This window comes from Leptospira johnsonii (assembly GCF_003112675.1).
Taxonomy (GTDB): Bacteria; Spirochaetota; Leptospiria; order Leptospirales; family Leptospiraceae; genus Leptospira_B; species Leptospira_B johnsonii.
The window spans coordinates 123,731-140,055 of sequence record NZ_BFAY01000005.1; the positions used below are offsets into that span (position 1 = coordinate 123,731).

The following is a 16,325-nucleotide window of genomic DNA, read 5'->3' on the forward strand; positions in this document are numbered from 1 at the left end:
ATATTAAATTCTTAAACTTTTATTTCGCAGGTTTTTTAGAAGCAGCCTGGATCGTCTAATTCGAATGCCCCGATGGAATATCCGTCGGAACCAGACGGTGTAGATCCACCTGAGGACGTTGTTCTAGTTACAGGTGCTCCGATAACAGCATCTAACTTATAAATCGGATCAAAACTATTCAGATAAGAAGAGGTTTCCACACCGCCAAACGCAACTGCACATGGGCCACCGGTTGCGGTACTCAATGACAGCCAAGGTTGAAGGGCTGGATAACCGTTAAAGGAAGGTGTTGTAATAAAGTTCTGATTAGACCTGGTCGCAGTTAGGACATCGTTCATAAAAGCGTTTGCAACTAAGCAGAGGCCGGTAACATTAAAAGTTCCATTCCCACTACAAAAAGTTGAAAAGTTCGTAGCACCTGCAGTAACATATTTACCTGCACTACAAGCTAAGTCGTTACCTCTAAATATTGCACTTCCGCTAGGAGTAGTATCAAAGCTGGCACATACTCCATTACTACCTGGAGCCTGGATGAGATTATTCGTAATCTGAGCGTTCGTTGCAACTCCACCGAATATAAATATTCCGTAATTCGAACCCGCAGTGGCTCCTCCAGAATAGATCGTGTTCCCTGCTATATAGTGTTTAATTAGGGCTGCACTCTCCTGATTACGGATGCCATACGTAGCCTGAGAAGTTACGGAAGCATCCGTATATTGGCGGAAATTCATCGTATTGTTTATGATAGCTACTAATCTATCTACAAAATTTACAAGTAACACTGAATGGGAATCGTTTACAGCTTTATCTCCGCTGATCCTATTTCGAATTAAGTAGACATTAGAATCATTGCTGTAAACTGCAGTCGAATTTAACGCACCGAAACCACCCTTGATCACGTTCGTATCAATTTGGTTATTCGATGGAGATGAACGAAGGTAGATTCCACCCCTTGTTCCAGCGGAATTTTCGACTCCCAATCCTCCCTGACCGCCGGAAATATAATTTGCATAGATATATACAAAACTATTCGTATCTCCATTCAGGATCCGAATACCGAAAGAATTTTGTTTCGTTTCATCAGCAAAAATACTGAATCCTTGGACCACATGAGCTTTCGTACTATCCCCAGCCATTCCGCTCGGAGTAATTGTGATCGGAGCACATTCATTTGTTCCCAAGGTGGTTCCAGGACATTGTACAATATTTCGGCTATCGAAGATCCTACTAGGAGTCGCATCCAAATCCTGGGTAGTAAATGCAGAATCAAAACTTCCAAGAAGTCGTATTCCACCTGAAGAATTCAGAGTGATCGGAGAAACTGTACTTATAATGATATAGTCTCCTCCTTCTACAAATACTGTACAAATGCTGGAAGAGGAGCATTGATTTACGCCAGTCTGAATTGTCTTACAAGAATCGCTAGGGTCCGCGCAACTATTGCTATCATTACCGGAAGTATTACTTACGAAGTAAACATCACCTTCCATCATTCTAACATTTATGGATATGGTTGCTCCATTATTTGCAAGAGCCACTGCATCCGTACATCCGGTAAGTATGAATACAACATCAAGAGGGAAGGTTAGTGCTCCGAAAGACCAAGGTAAAGAAGTGGGAGCTATTCTTGCAGTGTTCCCGACATACGTAACTCCGGGACTTCCGCTTGCAGTTCCTGCTGAATAAGGAGGGCCTCCTCCAGTCGAATCTAACGCGCAGCCGGTAACCGGGCCGGAGAATGTAAAAATCATCGGCTTGGTAGCTGGCATAAAAGCACCCGGGGCAGCAACACTTGTTTTCATCAAACTTAAACAACTGATCTGCAGATTTACATCTGCACCGCTGATCGTTCCATTCGCAGGAGTTGTTACCACCTGGCAGGTATGGGTAGAAGGTACTGTCGGAACCGTACCTATTGTAATATCGTATGCTAACCCGTCCCCTACATCAAAACTAACTGTTCCGTTGGAGGTCCTAGTTTTCAGGTCCGTGCCATTATTATATATTTGTAAACTCGTAGTATTCGCGCTGTCTATCCCGGTAACAGTTACGTTGGCCTTGTACCAGTTCTCAGCGCAGTTTATCACGAATGTGGTGCTTGCAAAAGTAAGCGTAAGGTTCGGGTTACTGATGACACAGGTTTGGGTGGGAAGTGTTGCGGGCTGAGTTATAATATTTAAAGTATAAACAATATTCGGATCGTAATATCCGGTAAATGAATCTGTTCCTGCGGCAGTAAAGGTGAGTTGCTCCGCAGTACTTGCCAATTCGACTACAAGAGTGCCCGAGTTTGTAAGACCGTTTACTTGTACATTTAGAGGGAAGGCAGTCCCGGTCAAATAGGACACAAAATTAGATATATTCATAAAATCTAAAATTGCGGATTTTTTAGGACGGCTATAACAACCCATTGTTCCTAATGTGAACAGGATCAGGAAAAATGAATATAATTTAGGGACAAAATTCTTGCGAGCTACCATGCGAATTCCACTCCTAGTTCCATTCTCTGTTGTAAAAGATATGAATTTCCGGAAGCATAAGTAGCTGCTCTGTCGGATTCTCTTGCGTTTCTGAGAATCGGAGAGACAGTTACAGGAGTATCGGTCCCTTCTATCTTTACTTGTTTAGGGCCGGGGAAAAATCCAGCGTCGATCACATTGATCAGATAAAAGAATCCTAATACTCCCAAGGCCACTCCTAGTTGGTTGTATTCACCTACTGCATGTGAATACTTGGGGGAGATCTGAGTATAATTATACAATGCCAGATTAAATAATGCAGGGTCTCCTGATTGTAAGAACGCAGAGTTGTATAAAATATTACTTTGTCTTGCTGCATCCAATTCGTGAGTAGCACTCAGATAAGAACTTCCTCTTGCTGCTGCATAACCACCCGCGACAAAAATCAAACTAGGGAAAATTGCCGTTCTGAATGTGGACTTCTTCTGGTAATATTGTCCCCATCCTGGAAGAACTGCTGATCTTGCTGCTGCCCCAAGATCAAAGATAGAAGGCCCAGAGGATCCTGAATTAGAGGACTTGGATTCCAAGGCTGCTAACTCATCTTCTGTTTCCGCTACTAAGAAATAATTTTCCTTCTCTGTGGATTTATTACGTGGATTTTCCAAACGTAAGGAAACTGCACCTTCTGGAGATTTTTTCTTATCTATGGTGACTACCATAGTTTCCGAATTTTTGAGATCTATCGACTTGATAGGGATCTCGTTTCCTTTAGAATCTTTTAATATAACTTTTGTTGCTTCTGTGAAATGTTTTCCCTTGATCTCGAAACTTTCAGGCATGTCCTTACTTAAGAACTTATTTTTATCTGTAGCAATCACTTCGGGTTTCTGGGAAAGAATAACCTCAAATGGGATCCAAGCTGAGAATACGGAAACTCTTCCGTATTTATTCAATACACCTATTCTGTGCTCGTAAGCTCCGGGAGGTAATTCGATCTGGATCTGGCTTCCGTTTGTTTTCTCTCTGGTGATCTTTCCGCGAGAATCTTTGATCTCTACTTGGTAGCCGCCAGCATCTGGAATAGGTCTCCATTCCAGTTTTACTCCTTCTTCCTTAGCAAAAAGTGGAAGAGAGAATATAAGGAATCCGACTAAAAGAGCGGTAATCGTATTAGATTTTTGGAATCTTTTACTCAACATAAAATTCCTTAGGAGTCAAGATCTCCGGCGCCTTGAAAGTAGCGGACATGATTACTTCGAAATCCCTGGTCAAAGGAAGGGTGGTGCGGACTTGTCCGGAGCTGTCCCTGTATTTTGCGCTCAGTCTCCACTGGTATTTTCCTTCTCTTAACCTATACAACTCTCGATAGTCGTAGGATTCTCCCTTAATTTCCTTTTTGAAGACCGTTTTTAGTGTTTTTTGGTCTGCCTCTAAAAGTTCCAAAATGTACGCCTCGGATTTGCCTTCAATTTCCCAATAAAATGACAAACTCGCTTTCTCATCCAGGTCTATCTTATCTCTATCCCTTGGATATACAGGAGAGACAAATGGAGCGGAGTCCGAGGTCTTAAATCCGGAAGAAGGACTGGAGGTCAGCACTTCCCCCTCCGGAGAAAGAAGAGTAACTTTCCAATAATAGTCCCCAGGTCCTGGAAGTGGGACTGAATTTTGTCCGGAACGCACGGAGGTTTCGAATACTTTCGAAGCAAAGTTAGGATCTTTAGAAACTTCTAATTTATAAGTTCCGCTAGGATCCGGTCTGTCCCATCTGAATTGTAATTTACCGTCCACTGGATGACCTAACTCGGATCCGTCCTTCGGAAAGGAGAGTCTTATGAAGCCCAGAGGTTTTAAGGTGAACTTACCAATGGAAGAAGAGATCTCTCCTTCAGAATTAGAACTTGCTTTAATTCTCCAGAAGTATGTACCTTCTTTCCAATCCAGATCCGGCTTTATAAAATTGGAGTTAGTCGATTTGGAGAAAATTATATTTTTGAAATCGGAATCAACGGCAATATCCAGGGAATAAGATTTGAATTCCTTGTTGGAACTCCAACTAAAGAAGGAGCCTGCCTTAAAGATACGGATGCCAATCTCTTCGCCCTGTAAAGGTTTTAGAAGTTTAGGAGGTTCTGCCTGTTCCGATTTGCGTAAAACGAAAGAAATCGCATCCGAACTCAATTCGGCAAACCCCTGTTTATCGGAACTCATTTTGACCCGAGCAAAAAATTGTCCTTCCAACTTAGGTTCCCATTTTAAGAATCCCGCAGAAGAGTCCCCAGTATATACGATTTGTTTAAAGTTCGCATCGGAAGAAACTTCCAGCTTATATTTTGTCTGGGAATCGAATGTACTCCATTGGAATCGGACTGGAGGTGCAGTTTCAGTATAAGAGAATACTTCTTTATTAGTAGGGGAGACAAGTCTTGGTTTATTCCAAGAGATCAATTTAAAGTTTTTAGAAGAACTAAATTCGTCTTTTCCGGACTGAGGATTTTTTCCTGCAAGTCTCCAATAATAAGAACCGTTAGGAAGTGAGATGGAGGCGTTCGTTCCACCTGCATTCAATTTTTTTAAACCTGTTCTGAATCCTGAATCTCTGGCAACTTCCAATCTGAAAGTTTTGATACTTGGAGAATTTTTCCATTCGAATTTGACAGGAAGTGTTTCACCTGCCAAAGGAAAATACGTTTTGTCCGGAGGAGAAACCGTTTCTAGGTTTAAAGAATGAACTTCAACTTTACCGTCTTTCAGTTCTGCAGACTGATTTTTACCTACCGTATTCTCTCCGGAAGAGGAGACTACCTTGGCTTCTCCTTGTTTTACTTCTAGGTTTAGGGCTTTGCTCTCGTCTTTGGAAATTTTTAGATCCGAATTTCCAAGCGAGATCTTTGTATCTCCCGAGCTTATCTGTAAATTGCCCGATCCTCCGCCGGTCGCGGAAAGTGAACCCGATACGAAGCTGATCTTGTCGGTATCTTCCACAAGGATCATACTTCTTTCGTCCATTCTGATCTCTGCGGAATTTTCTCCATCAGTAAAAAGTAATACTGCTTCGGAACCTTCTTCCGTGCGTATTGTGTCTCTGTATCGGATGGGGTCGGACTCACCCAACTCCTCCCAGATGACTTCAGAATCAAGTTTTCTTAATATTTTGAGTTGTTTTGTCTTGAGTTGCCCTACAACTTTGTTGGTCCCAGTCTTAGGACCTGCGTTGGCGTACAGATATAATAGCCCTGAAAAAAAAAGCAAAAGTAGAACTAAAGCAGTGACGACGATCCGGCCGTCATTCAAGTATTTCATACTTTAATTCCTCTTCCTCATCTCCTGTTTTGGTTTTTTTCTTGGATTCGTATTCTATTCCGAGTTTTCTTCTCAGATCGTTCAGGTCCCTAGGTCGATCCGGATCGTCTTTTCTTCCAAGGACCGCGTAAATGGTTTGGGGTTCTTCTTTTCCCTTTACCTTGATAGATTGCATTTTTTCGACCGCAAAAATTTCTTTTACATGATCGAGTAGATCTTGGGTGATCAAAATATCTGTGCCGAAAGGTTTATTCAACGCCTCCACACGAGATGCAAGGTTCACCGCGTCCCCGATTACGGTATATTCCAATCTTTCTTCGGAACCGATCTGTCCCGCGATCACAGGCCCAAAGTTAATACCACAACCGATCCGAATGATCGGTCTTTTATCTCCGCCTCTTCCTTCATTGAACTTAAGTAGAGCCGCTCTCATTAAGAGCGCGCCATTTACTGCATTCTCTGCGTCTTGGTCGGAAGTACGGACAGCTCCCCAAGTTGCCATGATCGCGTCCCCGATAAACTTATCCACGATACCATGGGTATCGTTCACGCAACGTACCATCTCGGTCATGTACTCGTTTAGGAATTCAACCACTTCTTCCGGTTGCAGTTTTTCTGATATAGATGTGAAGGATCGAATATCGGAGAAGAAGATGGCGCACATCTTTCTTTCTCCACCCAAGGTAAGTTCCTTGTTCAATACCATTTCGGCGATCTCTTTGTTTACGAAACGACCGAGTGCGTCTTTTACCTTCTCTCTTTCTTCCAGACCTTTTCCCATACTTACGAAATAATCGGTCAAAACGCCGATCTCGTCCTTTGTAGTGGACTTGATCCCAATTCTGAAATTTCCTTTTGCGATCTCTACTGTTGCTGTCAGAAGTTTTAATACCGGAATGGTAATGGTTCTCGCTAAGAAGAATACGATGATGAGTGCGATACAAAGTGCGATCGCCATGATGAGAAGGTTTTTAGTCTGGATCCTATAAACCATCTCAAATACTTTTTCTTCCGGAACGGAGACAATCACTCCGGCTCCGCCGAAACCTAATTTTTGGTAAGAGCCGTAATACCTTGTCTTAGTGGAATCCTCATATCTGGTTTGTTGACTATCTTCTCTTACGGAAGAAAGCATCGTTTCAAAAATAGGAAGATCAGCCCAATTTGTTTGGGATGCAAGAAGTTGTAGATCATGATGTGCGATCAGATCCCCATCTCCATTGATTAAGAACGGAACGTTAATATCTTGTTTTTGGAATACGGTCAGAAGTCTTTCTGCTCGGATAATATAAAGTAGAATGGACTTACTCTGAGAATCGTAGACTGAAATGGAAAAAGTAGGTTCTTTAAAATTCGGAGTAAGATTATCTATCCTTCCGCCGGATTGGATCGTCTTTAAAAAATAAGATTCTTTTTGAGAAACTGCAGCATCCAATTCTTCTCGATTAGAAGAGATTCCCTCCAAGTAAGAATCGTTGTATAATACGGTTCTTTTTTTTAGTTTATCTCCTTCCGGGGAATAAATTCCCGCTAAAAGAAAATCGGGTTCGTTCCTAAAGAATAAATCCGCATAAGCACCTGGACCTTTCGGGTCCAAAAGTTTTTCGGTAAGAGTTTTACCTTTATCACGAATATCTTTTAGATCCGATTTTACCTTGATCCCTAAAATATTCACCAAAGAGAAATTAGTCTCTAATACTCTAACTTCGTAGTTCTTTTTGAACTCACTAGACGCATATAAAATGACTGTGGAAACCGTAACAGTGAGTAAAAGTGAGATCACTGCCATGAGTTTTAATTGAAGAGGGAATTTCGCGCTGGTCGCAAAATCTCCTGTATCCGTTGGAGGAGTAAAGGTAGTTTCTCTTTTTGGAATATTCTTCTTTTCTGATACTACTGGAGCTTTAGGCTCTACAGCCCCAGGTTCAGAGGTCTCGGATCCTTGTTTTTCTCCGGAGAATACGGTATCAAAGGAGATCACCGGCTTACTTTCCAAGGTGCGGAAACTCTCTGCCTCTTGGAATTTCGGGACCTTCTTCTTTCCGTTGGAGTCTTTATGACCGTTCTTAAAAACTCCTAACTCTATCCCGGAAACAGCCAAAGGAAGTTCCTTTAGATAAATAGAAAATTCTCCTCTTGTGGAGTCCGGGATTTCCTTAGGAGCTTTTTTGCGGGAGGCATAGGTTTTGAATTCTCCTAAGAATTCAGTCTCTGCTTGTCCTTGTAAGCTAGGGAACCAAGCGCCTAATTCACCTGAGGCGATATGTGGATAGGAAGATATTACCATTTTGGAAAGTATCACTTCCCATCTTTCTTCCAATTCTTCCGGGATCAAAAATAAGATATTGGATTTGGCCGCTGCTGAAATTAATTTCCAGGCGGAGAAGAATACAGACTCGTTTGTTTCCGGTCCAGGAGGAATTTCTAATGCGAATAGTTTCCATTCTCCTGCATGCAGAACTTCTTCTAAGTCGGTTACTAAAGAAGAACCTTTTTCAGAGAATACACAGACTACAGTTTTGATCCCTAGATCTGCCCAGGCTCTTAATTCATCCTGGTTTTGGATCTTATCCTTTGCTCTGGCCCAGAACGCGACTGCACCGTTTGGTCCGAAGGGAATATATTTTGTAGATGATGGCATTTTGTTCCTAAGGAAGTTCCGGAATAAAAAATTCTCTTTTAGAAAGCTAAAAAATCGATCCGTCTAGCGGAAAGTATATTCCAGATATCCTCCGTTAAATTATCGGAACAACAGCATTCTATATTGAAAACAAGTAGAATGAGTTCTCTCCCATTAAGGATACCTATTTAGTTGATTACACAGACACCGGTTAGAATCTGGATTTTGAGGATATTTATGGCAACTGCTAAGTTTACCACCAACCGAGGGACCTTCTCCGTTTTATTGGAAGATGAGAAGGCTCCAATCACTGCTGGGAATTTCATCCAATTGGCTCAAAAAGGCTTTTATAATGGTCTGATCTTTCACAGAATTATTGCAAATTTTATGATCCAAGGCGGTTGCCCGCAAGGAACTGGAACTGGTGGACCAGGGTATAAAATCCAGGATGAGTTTCATCCGGAACTTAAAAATAAGAAATTTACTATCTCCATGGCGAATGCTGGACCGAATACCGGTGGTTCTCAGTTTTTCATCAACGTGAGAGACAATCTCTATCTAGACAATCGCCATGCGGTTTTTGGCCATGTAAGCGAGGGAGAAGATATAGTCCAAAGTATCTCAGAAACTCCTACCGCTCCTGGGGATCGTCCTCTTCAGCCAGTGGTAATTGAGACGATAGAGATCATCTAACGTACCCCTTGTGGGATAAACATTCCACAAACTTCACAAAAATTCGAAATATGCTTGAAAATATCCATATTTCGCCATAATTAGAGACCCCTGCCCGGAATTTCTATTCCGGGCGGATCTATTTATGGGTTCTCGCTCTCCTACTTTTTCAGATTCCAGTCAGGAAAATCCAAAACCCTTACTAGACTATATCCTCTCCAATTCTCCCATCGTACTATTTTCCGCAGACGAGACGGGATTAATGAACTTTGCCTCGGGTAAAGCGTTAGACATGCTTGGTCTTGATTCCAGTGCATTCATCGGAACCAACTTTGTACAACACGAATGGAACGCAGAGTTTAGGGAAGAAGACGGCTCTGTACGTAGTTTGGAACAAACGGAAGCTTTAAGGCTTGTACTTTCCGGAAAAGAGATCAGCGCTGAGGCGGTCTTTTTAGGAAGGTATTTTGCTGTAAGGATCTCTCCCGCAATTGGAGAAGACGGCAAAGTAAGAGGACTCGTAGGAGTTTCCTTAGATATAACGGATCGTAAGATCGCGGAAGATATATTAGAAAAACGTACTGTTGATTTTCACACTTTGATAGGCGCGTTACCCGTGATCGTTTTTTCCATTTCTCCGGAGGGAAGGATCATACTCGCCGACGGAAAAGGATTGGAAAGATTAAAAATCAATCCTAAGGAAATTGTAGGAAAAACCATTTTTGAAAGAGCAGGCAATCGGCCGGAAGTTATGGAAGCATTCTCTAAAGCTCTTCAAGGAGAAGAGAGTATCTATCATACCAACCAAAATGATCTTTTGTTGGAAACAAGAATGTATCCAAGGCCTGGAAAAAACGGCCGTATCCAAGAAATATTAGGAATTGTTTATGATATTTCCGATCGCAAAGAATATGAAAGTAAGATCAAACAGAATGAAGAAAAATACAGGAGCTTATTCCAAAATAATCCCCAGATCATGTTTGTTTTCGATAGGACTTCACTTAAGATTTTGGCGGTTAACCAAACTGCATTGCTTGCCTATGGATATTCGGAAGATGAATTTATCGGAAAATTAGTTAGTGAACTTAGACCGGAAGAAGACCAGGCATATTTATATCAAGCCATCCGGAATTTAAAAGAAGGTCCTAATTCATTCCCTGAAATGAGACATTTAAAAAAAGATGGGAATATTATGTATTTGGATATAGTTTCTTCTCCTATCAAATTTCAAAATACGGATGCTGTACTTGTTTCAGGAACGGACGTTTCGGAGCGGGTTCGGATCACTAGAGAAAATCGTTTCAATATGGAAGTCATTTCCCAGGTCAACGATGCGATCATTGCGTTGGACGGAGATATGAACATCACCTACTATAATGCATCCGCTTCCAAAATGTACGAGGTGGAAGAAGGTGAATGTTTAGGAAAACATTATACTTCTCTTTTTAAAGAGGATTGGATCTCCGAGGAAAATTATAAAGAAGCAATGGAGGATTGGAAAGATTTAGGAGCTTCCAAAAGAGAACTGATCCATACATTAAGATCCGGTAGAAAGATCACGATCGAGAGTAATTTCAAAAAAATTAATGCAGAAGGTTATCTGGTCCCGGGTCTTATCATGGTCAATCGGGACATTTCCGAAAAAATAGAATCCAGAAAATCTTTGGAAGAAGCACTTCTTGGTTTGGCAAAAACGAATAAGGAACTGGAACAATTTGCCTATATTGCATCTCATGATCTCCAAGAACCTCTTAGGACGATTGCAAGTTATCTGCAATTATTAGAAAGAAAATTCTCCGATGAGATTAAACCGGAGATGAGAGAATTCATCCAAGTATCTGTGGAAGCTGCAAAAAGACAACAGGGACTGATCGAAAGTCTTTTGAGCTATTCTAGAGTGGGTTCGGATTCTGTGAAAAAATCCAAAGGGGATCCAAATCTGATCCTGGACGAGGTCAGAAAAGATCTTTCGTCAGTCATACAAGAAACCAAAACAAATTTAGTTTTAGAAGGTCCTTTTCCGGAAGTGTATGCGGACCAGGACCAGATCAGACGTTTATTCAGTAATCTGATCTCTAATGGGATCAAATTCCGTTCTTCAAGCAGGAGCCCGGAGATCCGTATCAAGGTGAAACATATTCCCGGTGCAAATGTGTTTTCAGTCTCAGACAATGGAATAGGAATGGATCCTAAATACTTTGATCGTATTTTTATCATATTCCAAAAATTGCATACTAGGTCAGAATATCCTGGAACAGGGATAGGTCTATCCATCTGCAAAAAGATCGTGGAAAATCATGGGGGAAGAATTTGGGTCCAGTCTTCTATAGGAAAGGGATCCGAGTTCTTTTTCTCCCTGCCTGAGGTTTAATTATGAATACTTCTTCCAAACAATATTTTGATATTCTTTTAGTAGAGGACAATCCTGCGGATGTCCGGCTCACTATTGAAGCATTGAACGATCTTAAATCTGAAAAAAGATTATTCGTCGCAAAAGACGGAGAGGAAGCGATCGACTTTGTAAAAGGAGAAGGGGAATTCGTAGGAGCAAGACGCCCCGATCTGATCCTACTAGATCTGAATCTTCCTAAAAAGAACGGCTTTGAAGTTTTGGAAGAGCTAAAATCAGACCCAGTATACAAAAGGATCCCAGTTGTGGTTTTGACTACATCCGGATCGGAAAGGGATATTATCGCCACTTTCAATTTACACGCGAACTCATATATACAGAAACCGGTGGAATACGACAATTTTTTGGAAGCGATGGATTCATTACGTATCTATTGGTTCAAAACTTCGAGGTTACCTCCAAGATGAATGCAAGAGTAATATCCGTCCGGGTTAAACAGATTTTAGTAGTGGAAGATAACGAGGACGATTCTCGTTTATTCGAAATATTTTTGAAGGAAGCGGATCCTTCTGGAATACGTTTGAAACATTCTCCTACTGTGGCGGATGCTCTGGAAATACTAAAAGACCAAGGAGATGAGATAGATTGTATCCTTCTGGACTTGACCCTACCAGATAGTTTCGGATTGGACGGTTTCGAGATGATCAAGAAGGCATTTCCTAAAATTCCTATAGTGATCTGTTCAGGGACCCAGGATGAATCTATTGCGATGGAGGCTTTACAATCAGGAGGTCAGGATTATCTCATCAAAGGAAAATTCGATTCTCATCTTCTTCTTAGATCCATCTTATATGCGATCGAAAGACAGGACATGTTGTCCAAGTTGGAAGAGCAGGCATTTCTTATTAAAGAGAACGAAAAAAAATACAGACTCATCTTCGAACACAATCCTCATCCGATCGTTTTATATAATTATGATTGTGAAGGGATCCTTGATCTGAATCAGGAAACGGAAAGAATTTACGGTTTCGATAGAGAAGAACTTCTTCATATGAAATTTTCAGATCTGTTTATAGGAGCTTTTTCAGGAGAGCGTAGACAGTATCTTGCCTTGCATAACGGTAAAAATATTCCGGAAACGCATGTGCATAGATCCAAGGAAGGAACTCCTCTTCTAATGGAGATTACTTCTTATAAATTCCAACTGGAAGGAAAAGAAGTGGTCCTTGCGATCTTAGTGGACATGACCAAATGGAAACAATCCGAAGATACCCTCATACAATCTTTGAGAGATAAGGAAGCTCTTCTGCAGGAGATACATCATAGGGTCAAAAATAATCTGCAGATCATGGCCAGTCTTCTGAACTTGCAGGCAAATTATGCAAAGAATAAGGAAGTAACTCGAGAACTTAGAGATACTGAGAGTAGGATCTACTCAATGTCTTTGGTTCATAATGAACTTTATAATTCCAAAAACTTGGCAGAGATTGCTCTGAATTCTTATGTGGATAAATTATTGGATAACCTTTGGAATGTATATGGAATAGGTCCAGAGATCGGAAGAGTGATCGACGTAGGGAATTTAAGTTTGGCAGTTGAGAAGGCTCTTCCCATCGGAATGATGATCAACGAGATCGCTACAAATTCTATCAAGTATGCGTATTCGGAAAAGAAAAAGGGACAGTTTTATATAAGAGCAAAATCCGGAAATGGGATATTCTATTTGGAAGTGGGAGACGACGGAAAAGGGATCCCGGATTATCCTCAGATAGAAGCCAAAGAAACCTTAGGTTTACAACTGATCCGGATCTTATCCAAACAGTTAAAGGCAAAATTGGACATCAACACCTCGGCCCCCGGAACCCGATTCCAGATAGAGTTTGAGTATTAAGCAGCCAGTAATTTTTTAAATTCAGAGATACAAGCTTTGCAAGCTTCGCCACATGACTTACATTCCTCGTGGTGATCCGCGTGTTTATCACACTGAGCGGCGCATCTTTCGCAAGACTCCAAGCAGATAGAGGCTAATTTTTTAGTAGAAGCTGAACCCAAGGAAGACAATACAACGAATGCATCGCATAGGGCCACAGTCTCTTCGACTGATCTGAGGCAATCCACCATTTCCTTATGACCTTCTGCCAACATATCCACACACATATTGATGCAGATTCTGCCTTTTAAAATACAAGCTGATGATGCTTCTAACGCGGAGCCTGGTACGGAAATTTTTTCGGCCTTCTTCTTTTTAGGAGCTTTTTTATCTCCGTGATCATGTCCTAAAACGGAGGAACTTGCGAGTAAAGCCATGGTCGTAGCACCTAGGCCTAGGATTTGTTTTCTAGATATTTTCTGTTCCAAAGGAACCTCCCTCGGTGCTCTAAATTATCCAAGAATCCGCATTTCGTCGCCTAAAATAGGTTGAAAACCTTAAAAAAAACCGCTTTCTTTTCGGAACTTTTAGAATAGGTTTGGAAAATTCTTCCCGCTAAAGTAGCTCTAATTGAAAAGACTCGTCGGATGAATTACTACAGATAAAATGTTCGGACCCACAAGAGAAAAAAGCGAGTCATCCGCGACGATTGGCGAATCGGACAAAATTCTTATTCTGGACGATGCTCCTGAAAACTGCCTGCTGGTAGAAAGGATCCTTAAAAAAGCAGGATACGGGGATGTAATTTCCACCCAATCTCCTGAGACCGCCTTAGAATGGTTAGGCCTCCAAGGAAACCCTGAAAACAAAAAAGAGATTTCACTTTTACTTTTGGACATTCTTCTTCCTGGAGGAATGAACGGACTGGATATTCTACGCACCTTAAGTTCTAAGGAAGAATTTTCCGACCTGCCTGTTATCATTATCACCGCGATCCACGATACCCAAACCTTGGAGTCCGCATTCGAATTGGGTGCAATCGATTACGTTACTAAACCTTTCGACGCTCATGAGCTTAGAGCAAGGGTCCGTTCTACTTTGAGGCTTCGTCATGAGATGCTCCAAAGAAAACAAAGAGAAAGAGACCTCGAAGAGATCACTGATAAACTTTCGGAAGCTTACCAAACCTTACTCAGAGTTTCCAGAACGGATGGTCTTTCCGGAATTTGGAACAGAAGATTTTTTGATGAGATCTTAGAAGTAGAATGGAAGAGGGCCTGCCGTTCCGAAAAACCGATCTCATTACTTTTATTGGATATAGATTATTTTAAAAAATTTAACGACACTTACGGACACCAGGCCGGAGACGAATGTATCCGTCAGGTTGCGGGAGTTCTAAAGAATACTGCAAGAAGAGCGGGGGACTTTCCTGCTCGTTACGGCGGAGAAGAGTTTGCAGTGATCTTACCCGAAACCGATTCGGACAAGGCTCTGTTGGTTGCTGAGAATATCAGGAATCGCGTGCATGAACTAAAGATCCCACATGAAGGTTCTCAAACTTCGGAGTTTGTTTCTGTAAGTATTGGGATCAGCACTCGAATGTCCGGAAAAGATAAAGATACCAAAAAGTTTTTGGAAGAAGCCGACAAGGCTCTCTATAGATCCAAAGAAGAAGGAAGAAATAGAAGTTCTCTCTATAAAGAATAAACCCTTAGATTTAGGCTGACCACGGTCTTATTTCGTCTTTTTTCCCCTTATTGTAATGAATCCCCTTCATTTTTTTCCTAAAATTGGAAATTTGTTTGCATCGCACTAAGTCTTATAACTTAATAAACGATACATAGAGATAGAAATGGCTATATTAGATAAAATAGTACAGGAATTCAAAAACAGGTTTTTTGAGACCGTAAAGGTTCCAGTGCAGGTGCATTCCTCTTCCGGGGATTTCCAAGCAACTTGGGAGGGCATCGAGGGTACGGCACTTAGCTTTACCCTGGATCGTTTTCATCCCGATCCGGAAGGCAGCAATGCTGTAATAGAGATCCGCGTTCCTTTTTGGAAGGAACCCTTATTATTTTCAGGAAAACTTTTAGATAAGAAAGTGGTGAAATCCAAATCTTCTGAAAGGATCACTGACACTGTTTTGGTATTTGAATCGGAACTTTCAGAATTTCTAAAAAAGAATCTTCCGAAGATAGATCTAACACTTCCTAAAAAAAAGTAATCCTTATTTTTTAGGAAGATCCACTTCTAAGATCATTGCTGCATGATCGGAAAGGATGGGATCTTTTTTGACTGTGAGTTTTTTGAGTTTAGATTTAAGTTCCGGGGTCACGAAAAAGTAATCGATCCTCCAGCCTTTATTATTCCCTCTTGCTCCCGCTCTGAAAGTCCACCAAGTATATTCCTGCTTGTTTGGATATAATTCCCTAAAACTATCCACCCAACCAGTGGAAAGAAATTTGGTCACCCAGGCTCTTTCTTCCGGTAGGAAACCGCTATTCTTTGCGTTTCCTTTTGGATCGTGTATGTCCATTTCAGTATGGGCAATATTCACATCTCCGCAGAGTATAAGGTTAGAATGTTTCTTTTTCAGCTTCGCGGAAATTTTTAGAAATTCTTCCAAGAATCTCATCTTGGCTGCTTGTCTCACGTCACCTGTGGTCCCGGAAGGAAAATAAACGGTCCAGATGGCATAAGAATCGAATTCTGCCAGGACACTTCTTCCTTCTTTATCGAATTCATCCAAACCCAGTCCATACGTTACTTTTTTAGGTTCCTGTTTGGTCCAAAGTGAAACTCCAGAGTAACCTTTTTTTTCTGCAGAATGGAAGAAGGCTTTGTATCCCAGTTTGTCCCAAATTTCCGGACTGAGTTGGTCCGGTTGCGCTTTGGTTTCTTGGAAACAAACAAAATCGGGTTTTTCGGAAGAGATGATATCGCCCAGGCCCTTGCCCCAAGCGGATCGGATTCCATTGCAGTTCAGACAGAAAACTTTCATAGGCTTAGAAGAGTTCCCAGGATTTTCGGGATGCTAAGTCCGGGCAA

General features: G+C 41.4%; 12 protein-coding genes. 6 read left to right on the forward strand and 6 right to left on the reverse strand.

From position 1 onward, the window contains the following. Positions 1–35: 35 nt before the first annotated feature. Genes LPTSP_RS01790 through LPTSP_RS01805 form a run of 4 tightly spaced genes read right to left on the reverse strand, consistent with a single transcriptional unit; the run spans position 36 to position 8,406 of the window. Positions 36–2,480: a right-handed parallel beta-helix repeat-containing protein gene (locus tag LPTSP_RS01790; protein WP_108927141.1), complete on the reverse strand. Its 2,445-nt coding sequence runs from the start codon at positions 2,478–2,480 to the stop codon at positions 36–38. Beyond that, complete coding sequence (locus tag LPTSP_RS01795; protein WP_108927142.1) at positions 2,474–3,661, reverse strand: LIC11435 family protein; 1,188 nt, start codon at positions 3,659–3,661, stop codon at positions 2,474–2,476. The genes LPTSP_RS01790 and LPTSP_RS01795 overlap by 7 nt, the downstream gene beginning before the upstream one ends. Next, positions 3,651–5,765 carry a FecR domain-containing protein gene (locus LPTSP_RS01800; protein WP_108927143.1) on the reverse strand — a complete coding sequence of 705 codons (2,115 nt, stop codon included), beginning with the start codon at positions 5,763–5,765 and terminating at the stop codon, positions 3,651–3,653. The genes LPTSP_RS01795 and LPTSP_RS01800 overlap by 11 nt, the downstream gene beginning before the upstream one ends. Beyond that, positions 5,749–8,406, reverse strand: coding sequence for an adenylate/guanylate cyclase domain-containing protein (locus tag LPTSP_RS01805; protein WP_108927144.1), 2,658 nt, complete (start codon positions 8,404–8,406; stop codon positions 5,749–5,751). Before LPTSP_RS01805 ends, LPTSP_RS01800 begins: the two co-directional genes overlap by 17 nt. Positions 8,407–8,622: 216 nt before the next feature. On the opposite strand from LPTSP_RS01805, the gene LPTSP_RS01810 reads away from it, so the two are divergent. From LPTSP_RS01810 to LPTSP_RS01825, 4 genes are all read left to right on the forward strand, one after another. Continuing rightward, the gene (locus LPTSP_RS01810) at positions 8,623–9,078 is read left to right on the forward strand and encodes a peptidylprolyl isomerase (protein WP_108927145.1); all 456 of its coding nucleotides are present in this window, start codon (positions 8,623–8,625) and stop codon (positions 9,076–9,078) included. A gap of 124 nt (positions 9,079–9,202) precedes the next feature. Next, the gene (locus tag LPTSP_RS01815) at positions 9,203–11,428 is read left to right on the forward strand and encodes a PAS domain-containing protein (protein WP_108927146.1); all 2,226 of its coding nucleotides are present in this window, start codon (positions 9,203–9,205) and stop codon (positions 11,426–11,428) included. A 2-nt stretch (positions 11,429–11,430) separates the two neighbouring features. Further along, entirely contained in the window at positions 11,431–11,874 is a 444-nt protein-coding gene (locus LPTSP_RS01820) for a response regulator (protein WP_108927147.1), read from the forward strand. Next, on the forward strand, positions 11,871–13,298 hold the full coding sequence (locus LPTSP_RS01825) for a histidine kinase dimerization/phosphoacceptor domain -containing protein (protein WP_108927148.1): 1,428 nt from the start codon (positions 11,871–11,873) through the stop codon (positions 13,296–13,298). Before LPTSP_RS01820 ends, LPTSP_RS01825 begins: the two co-directional genes overlap by 4 nt. On the opposite strand, the gene LPTSP_RS01830 is transcribed toward LPTSP_RS01825, so the two are convergent. Continuing rightward, complete coding sequence (locus LPTSP_RS01830) at positions 13,295–13,765, reverse strand: four-helix bundle copper-binding protein (RefSeq protein ID WP_108927149.1); 471 nt, start codon at positions 13,763–13,765, stop codon at positions 13,295–13,297. The two genes, LPTSP_RS01825 and LPTSP_RS01830, sit on opposite strands and share 4 nt — an antisense overlap. A gap of 178 nt (positions 13,766–13,943) precedes the next feature. Here LPTSP_RS01830 and LPTSP_RS01835 point away from each other — a divergent pair, with 178 nt between their 5' ends. Next, positions 13,944–14,984: a GGDEF domain-containing response regulator gene (locus LPTSP_RS01835; protein WP_108927150.1), complete on the forward strand. Its 1,041-nt coding sequence runs from the start codon at positions 13,944–13,946 to the stop codon at positions 14,982–14,984. Positions 14,985–15,129: 145 nt separating this feature from the next. Then, entirely contained in the window at positions 15,130–15,501 is a 372-nt protein-coding gene (locus LPTSP_RS01840) for a hypothetical protein (protein ID WP_174704412.1), read from the forward strand. A 3-nt stretch (positions 15,502–15,504) separates the two neighbouring features. Here LPTSP_RS01840 and LPTSP_RS01845 read toward each other — a convergent pair whose 3' ends face one another. Continuing rightward, a complete protein-coding gene (locus LPTSP_RS01845; RefSeq protein ID WP_108927152.1) occupies positions 15,505–16,278 on the reverse strand; it encodes an exodeoxyribonuclease III in 774 nt (257 codons plus the stop codon). Positions 16,279–16,325 lie beyond the last annotated feature (47 nt).

What these genes read in the sequence shown, in the direction of transcription:
- LPTSP_RS01790 (WP_108927141.1), bottom strand. Translation starts at nt 2,480, where the DNA reads ATGGTAGCTCGCAAGAATTTTGTCCCTAAATTATATTCATTTTTCCTG.
- LPTSP_RS01795 (WP_108927142.1), bottom strand. Translation starts at nt 3,661, where the DNA reads ATGTTGAGTAAAAGATTCCAAAAATCTAATACGATTACCGCTCTTTTA.
- LPTSP_RS01800 (WP_108927143.1), bottom strand. Translation starts at nt 5,765, where the DNA reads ATGAAATACTTGAATGACGGCCGGATCGTCGTCACTGCTTTAGTTCTA.
- LPTSP_RS01805 (WP_108927144.1), bottom strand. Translation starts at nt 8,406, where the DNA reads ATGCCATCATCTACAAAATATATTCCCTTCGGACCAAACGGTGCAGTC.
- LPTSP_RS01810 (WP_108927145.1), top strand. Translation starts at nt 8,623, where the DNA reads ATGGCAACTGCTAAGTTTACCACCAACCGAGGGACCTTCTCCGTTTTA.
- LPTSP_RS01815 (WP_108927146.1), top strand. Translation starts at nt 9,203, where the DNA reads ATGGGTTCTCGCTCTCCTACTTTTTCAGATTCCAGTCAGGAAAATCCA.
- LPTSP_RS01820 (WP_108927147.1), top strand. Translation starts at nt 11,431, where the DNA reads ATGAATACTTCTTCCAAACAATATTTTGATATTCTTTTAGTAGAGGAC.
- LPTSP_RS01825 (WP_108927148.1), top strand. Translation starts at nt 11,871, where the DNA reads ATGAATGCAAGAGTAATATCCGTCCGGGTTAAACAGATTTTAGTAGTG.
- LPTSP_RS01835 (WP_108927150.1), top strand. Translation starts at nt 13,944, where the DNA reads ATGTTCGGACCCACAAGAGAAAAAAGCGAGTCATCCGCGACGATTGGC.
- LPTSP_RS01840 (WP_174704412.1), top strand. Translation starts at nt 15,130, where the DNA reads ATGGCTATATTAGATAAAATAGTACAGGAATTCAAAAACAGGTTTTTT.
- LPTSP_RS01845 (WP_108927152.1), bottom strand. Translation starts at nt 16,278, where the DNA reads ATGAAAGTTTTCTGTCTGAACTGCAATGGAATCCGATCCGCTTGGGGC.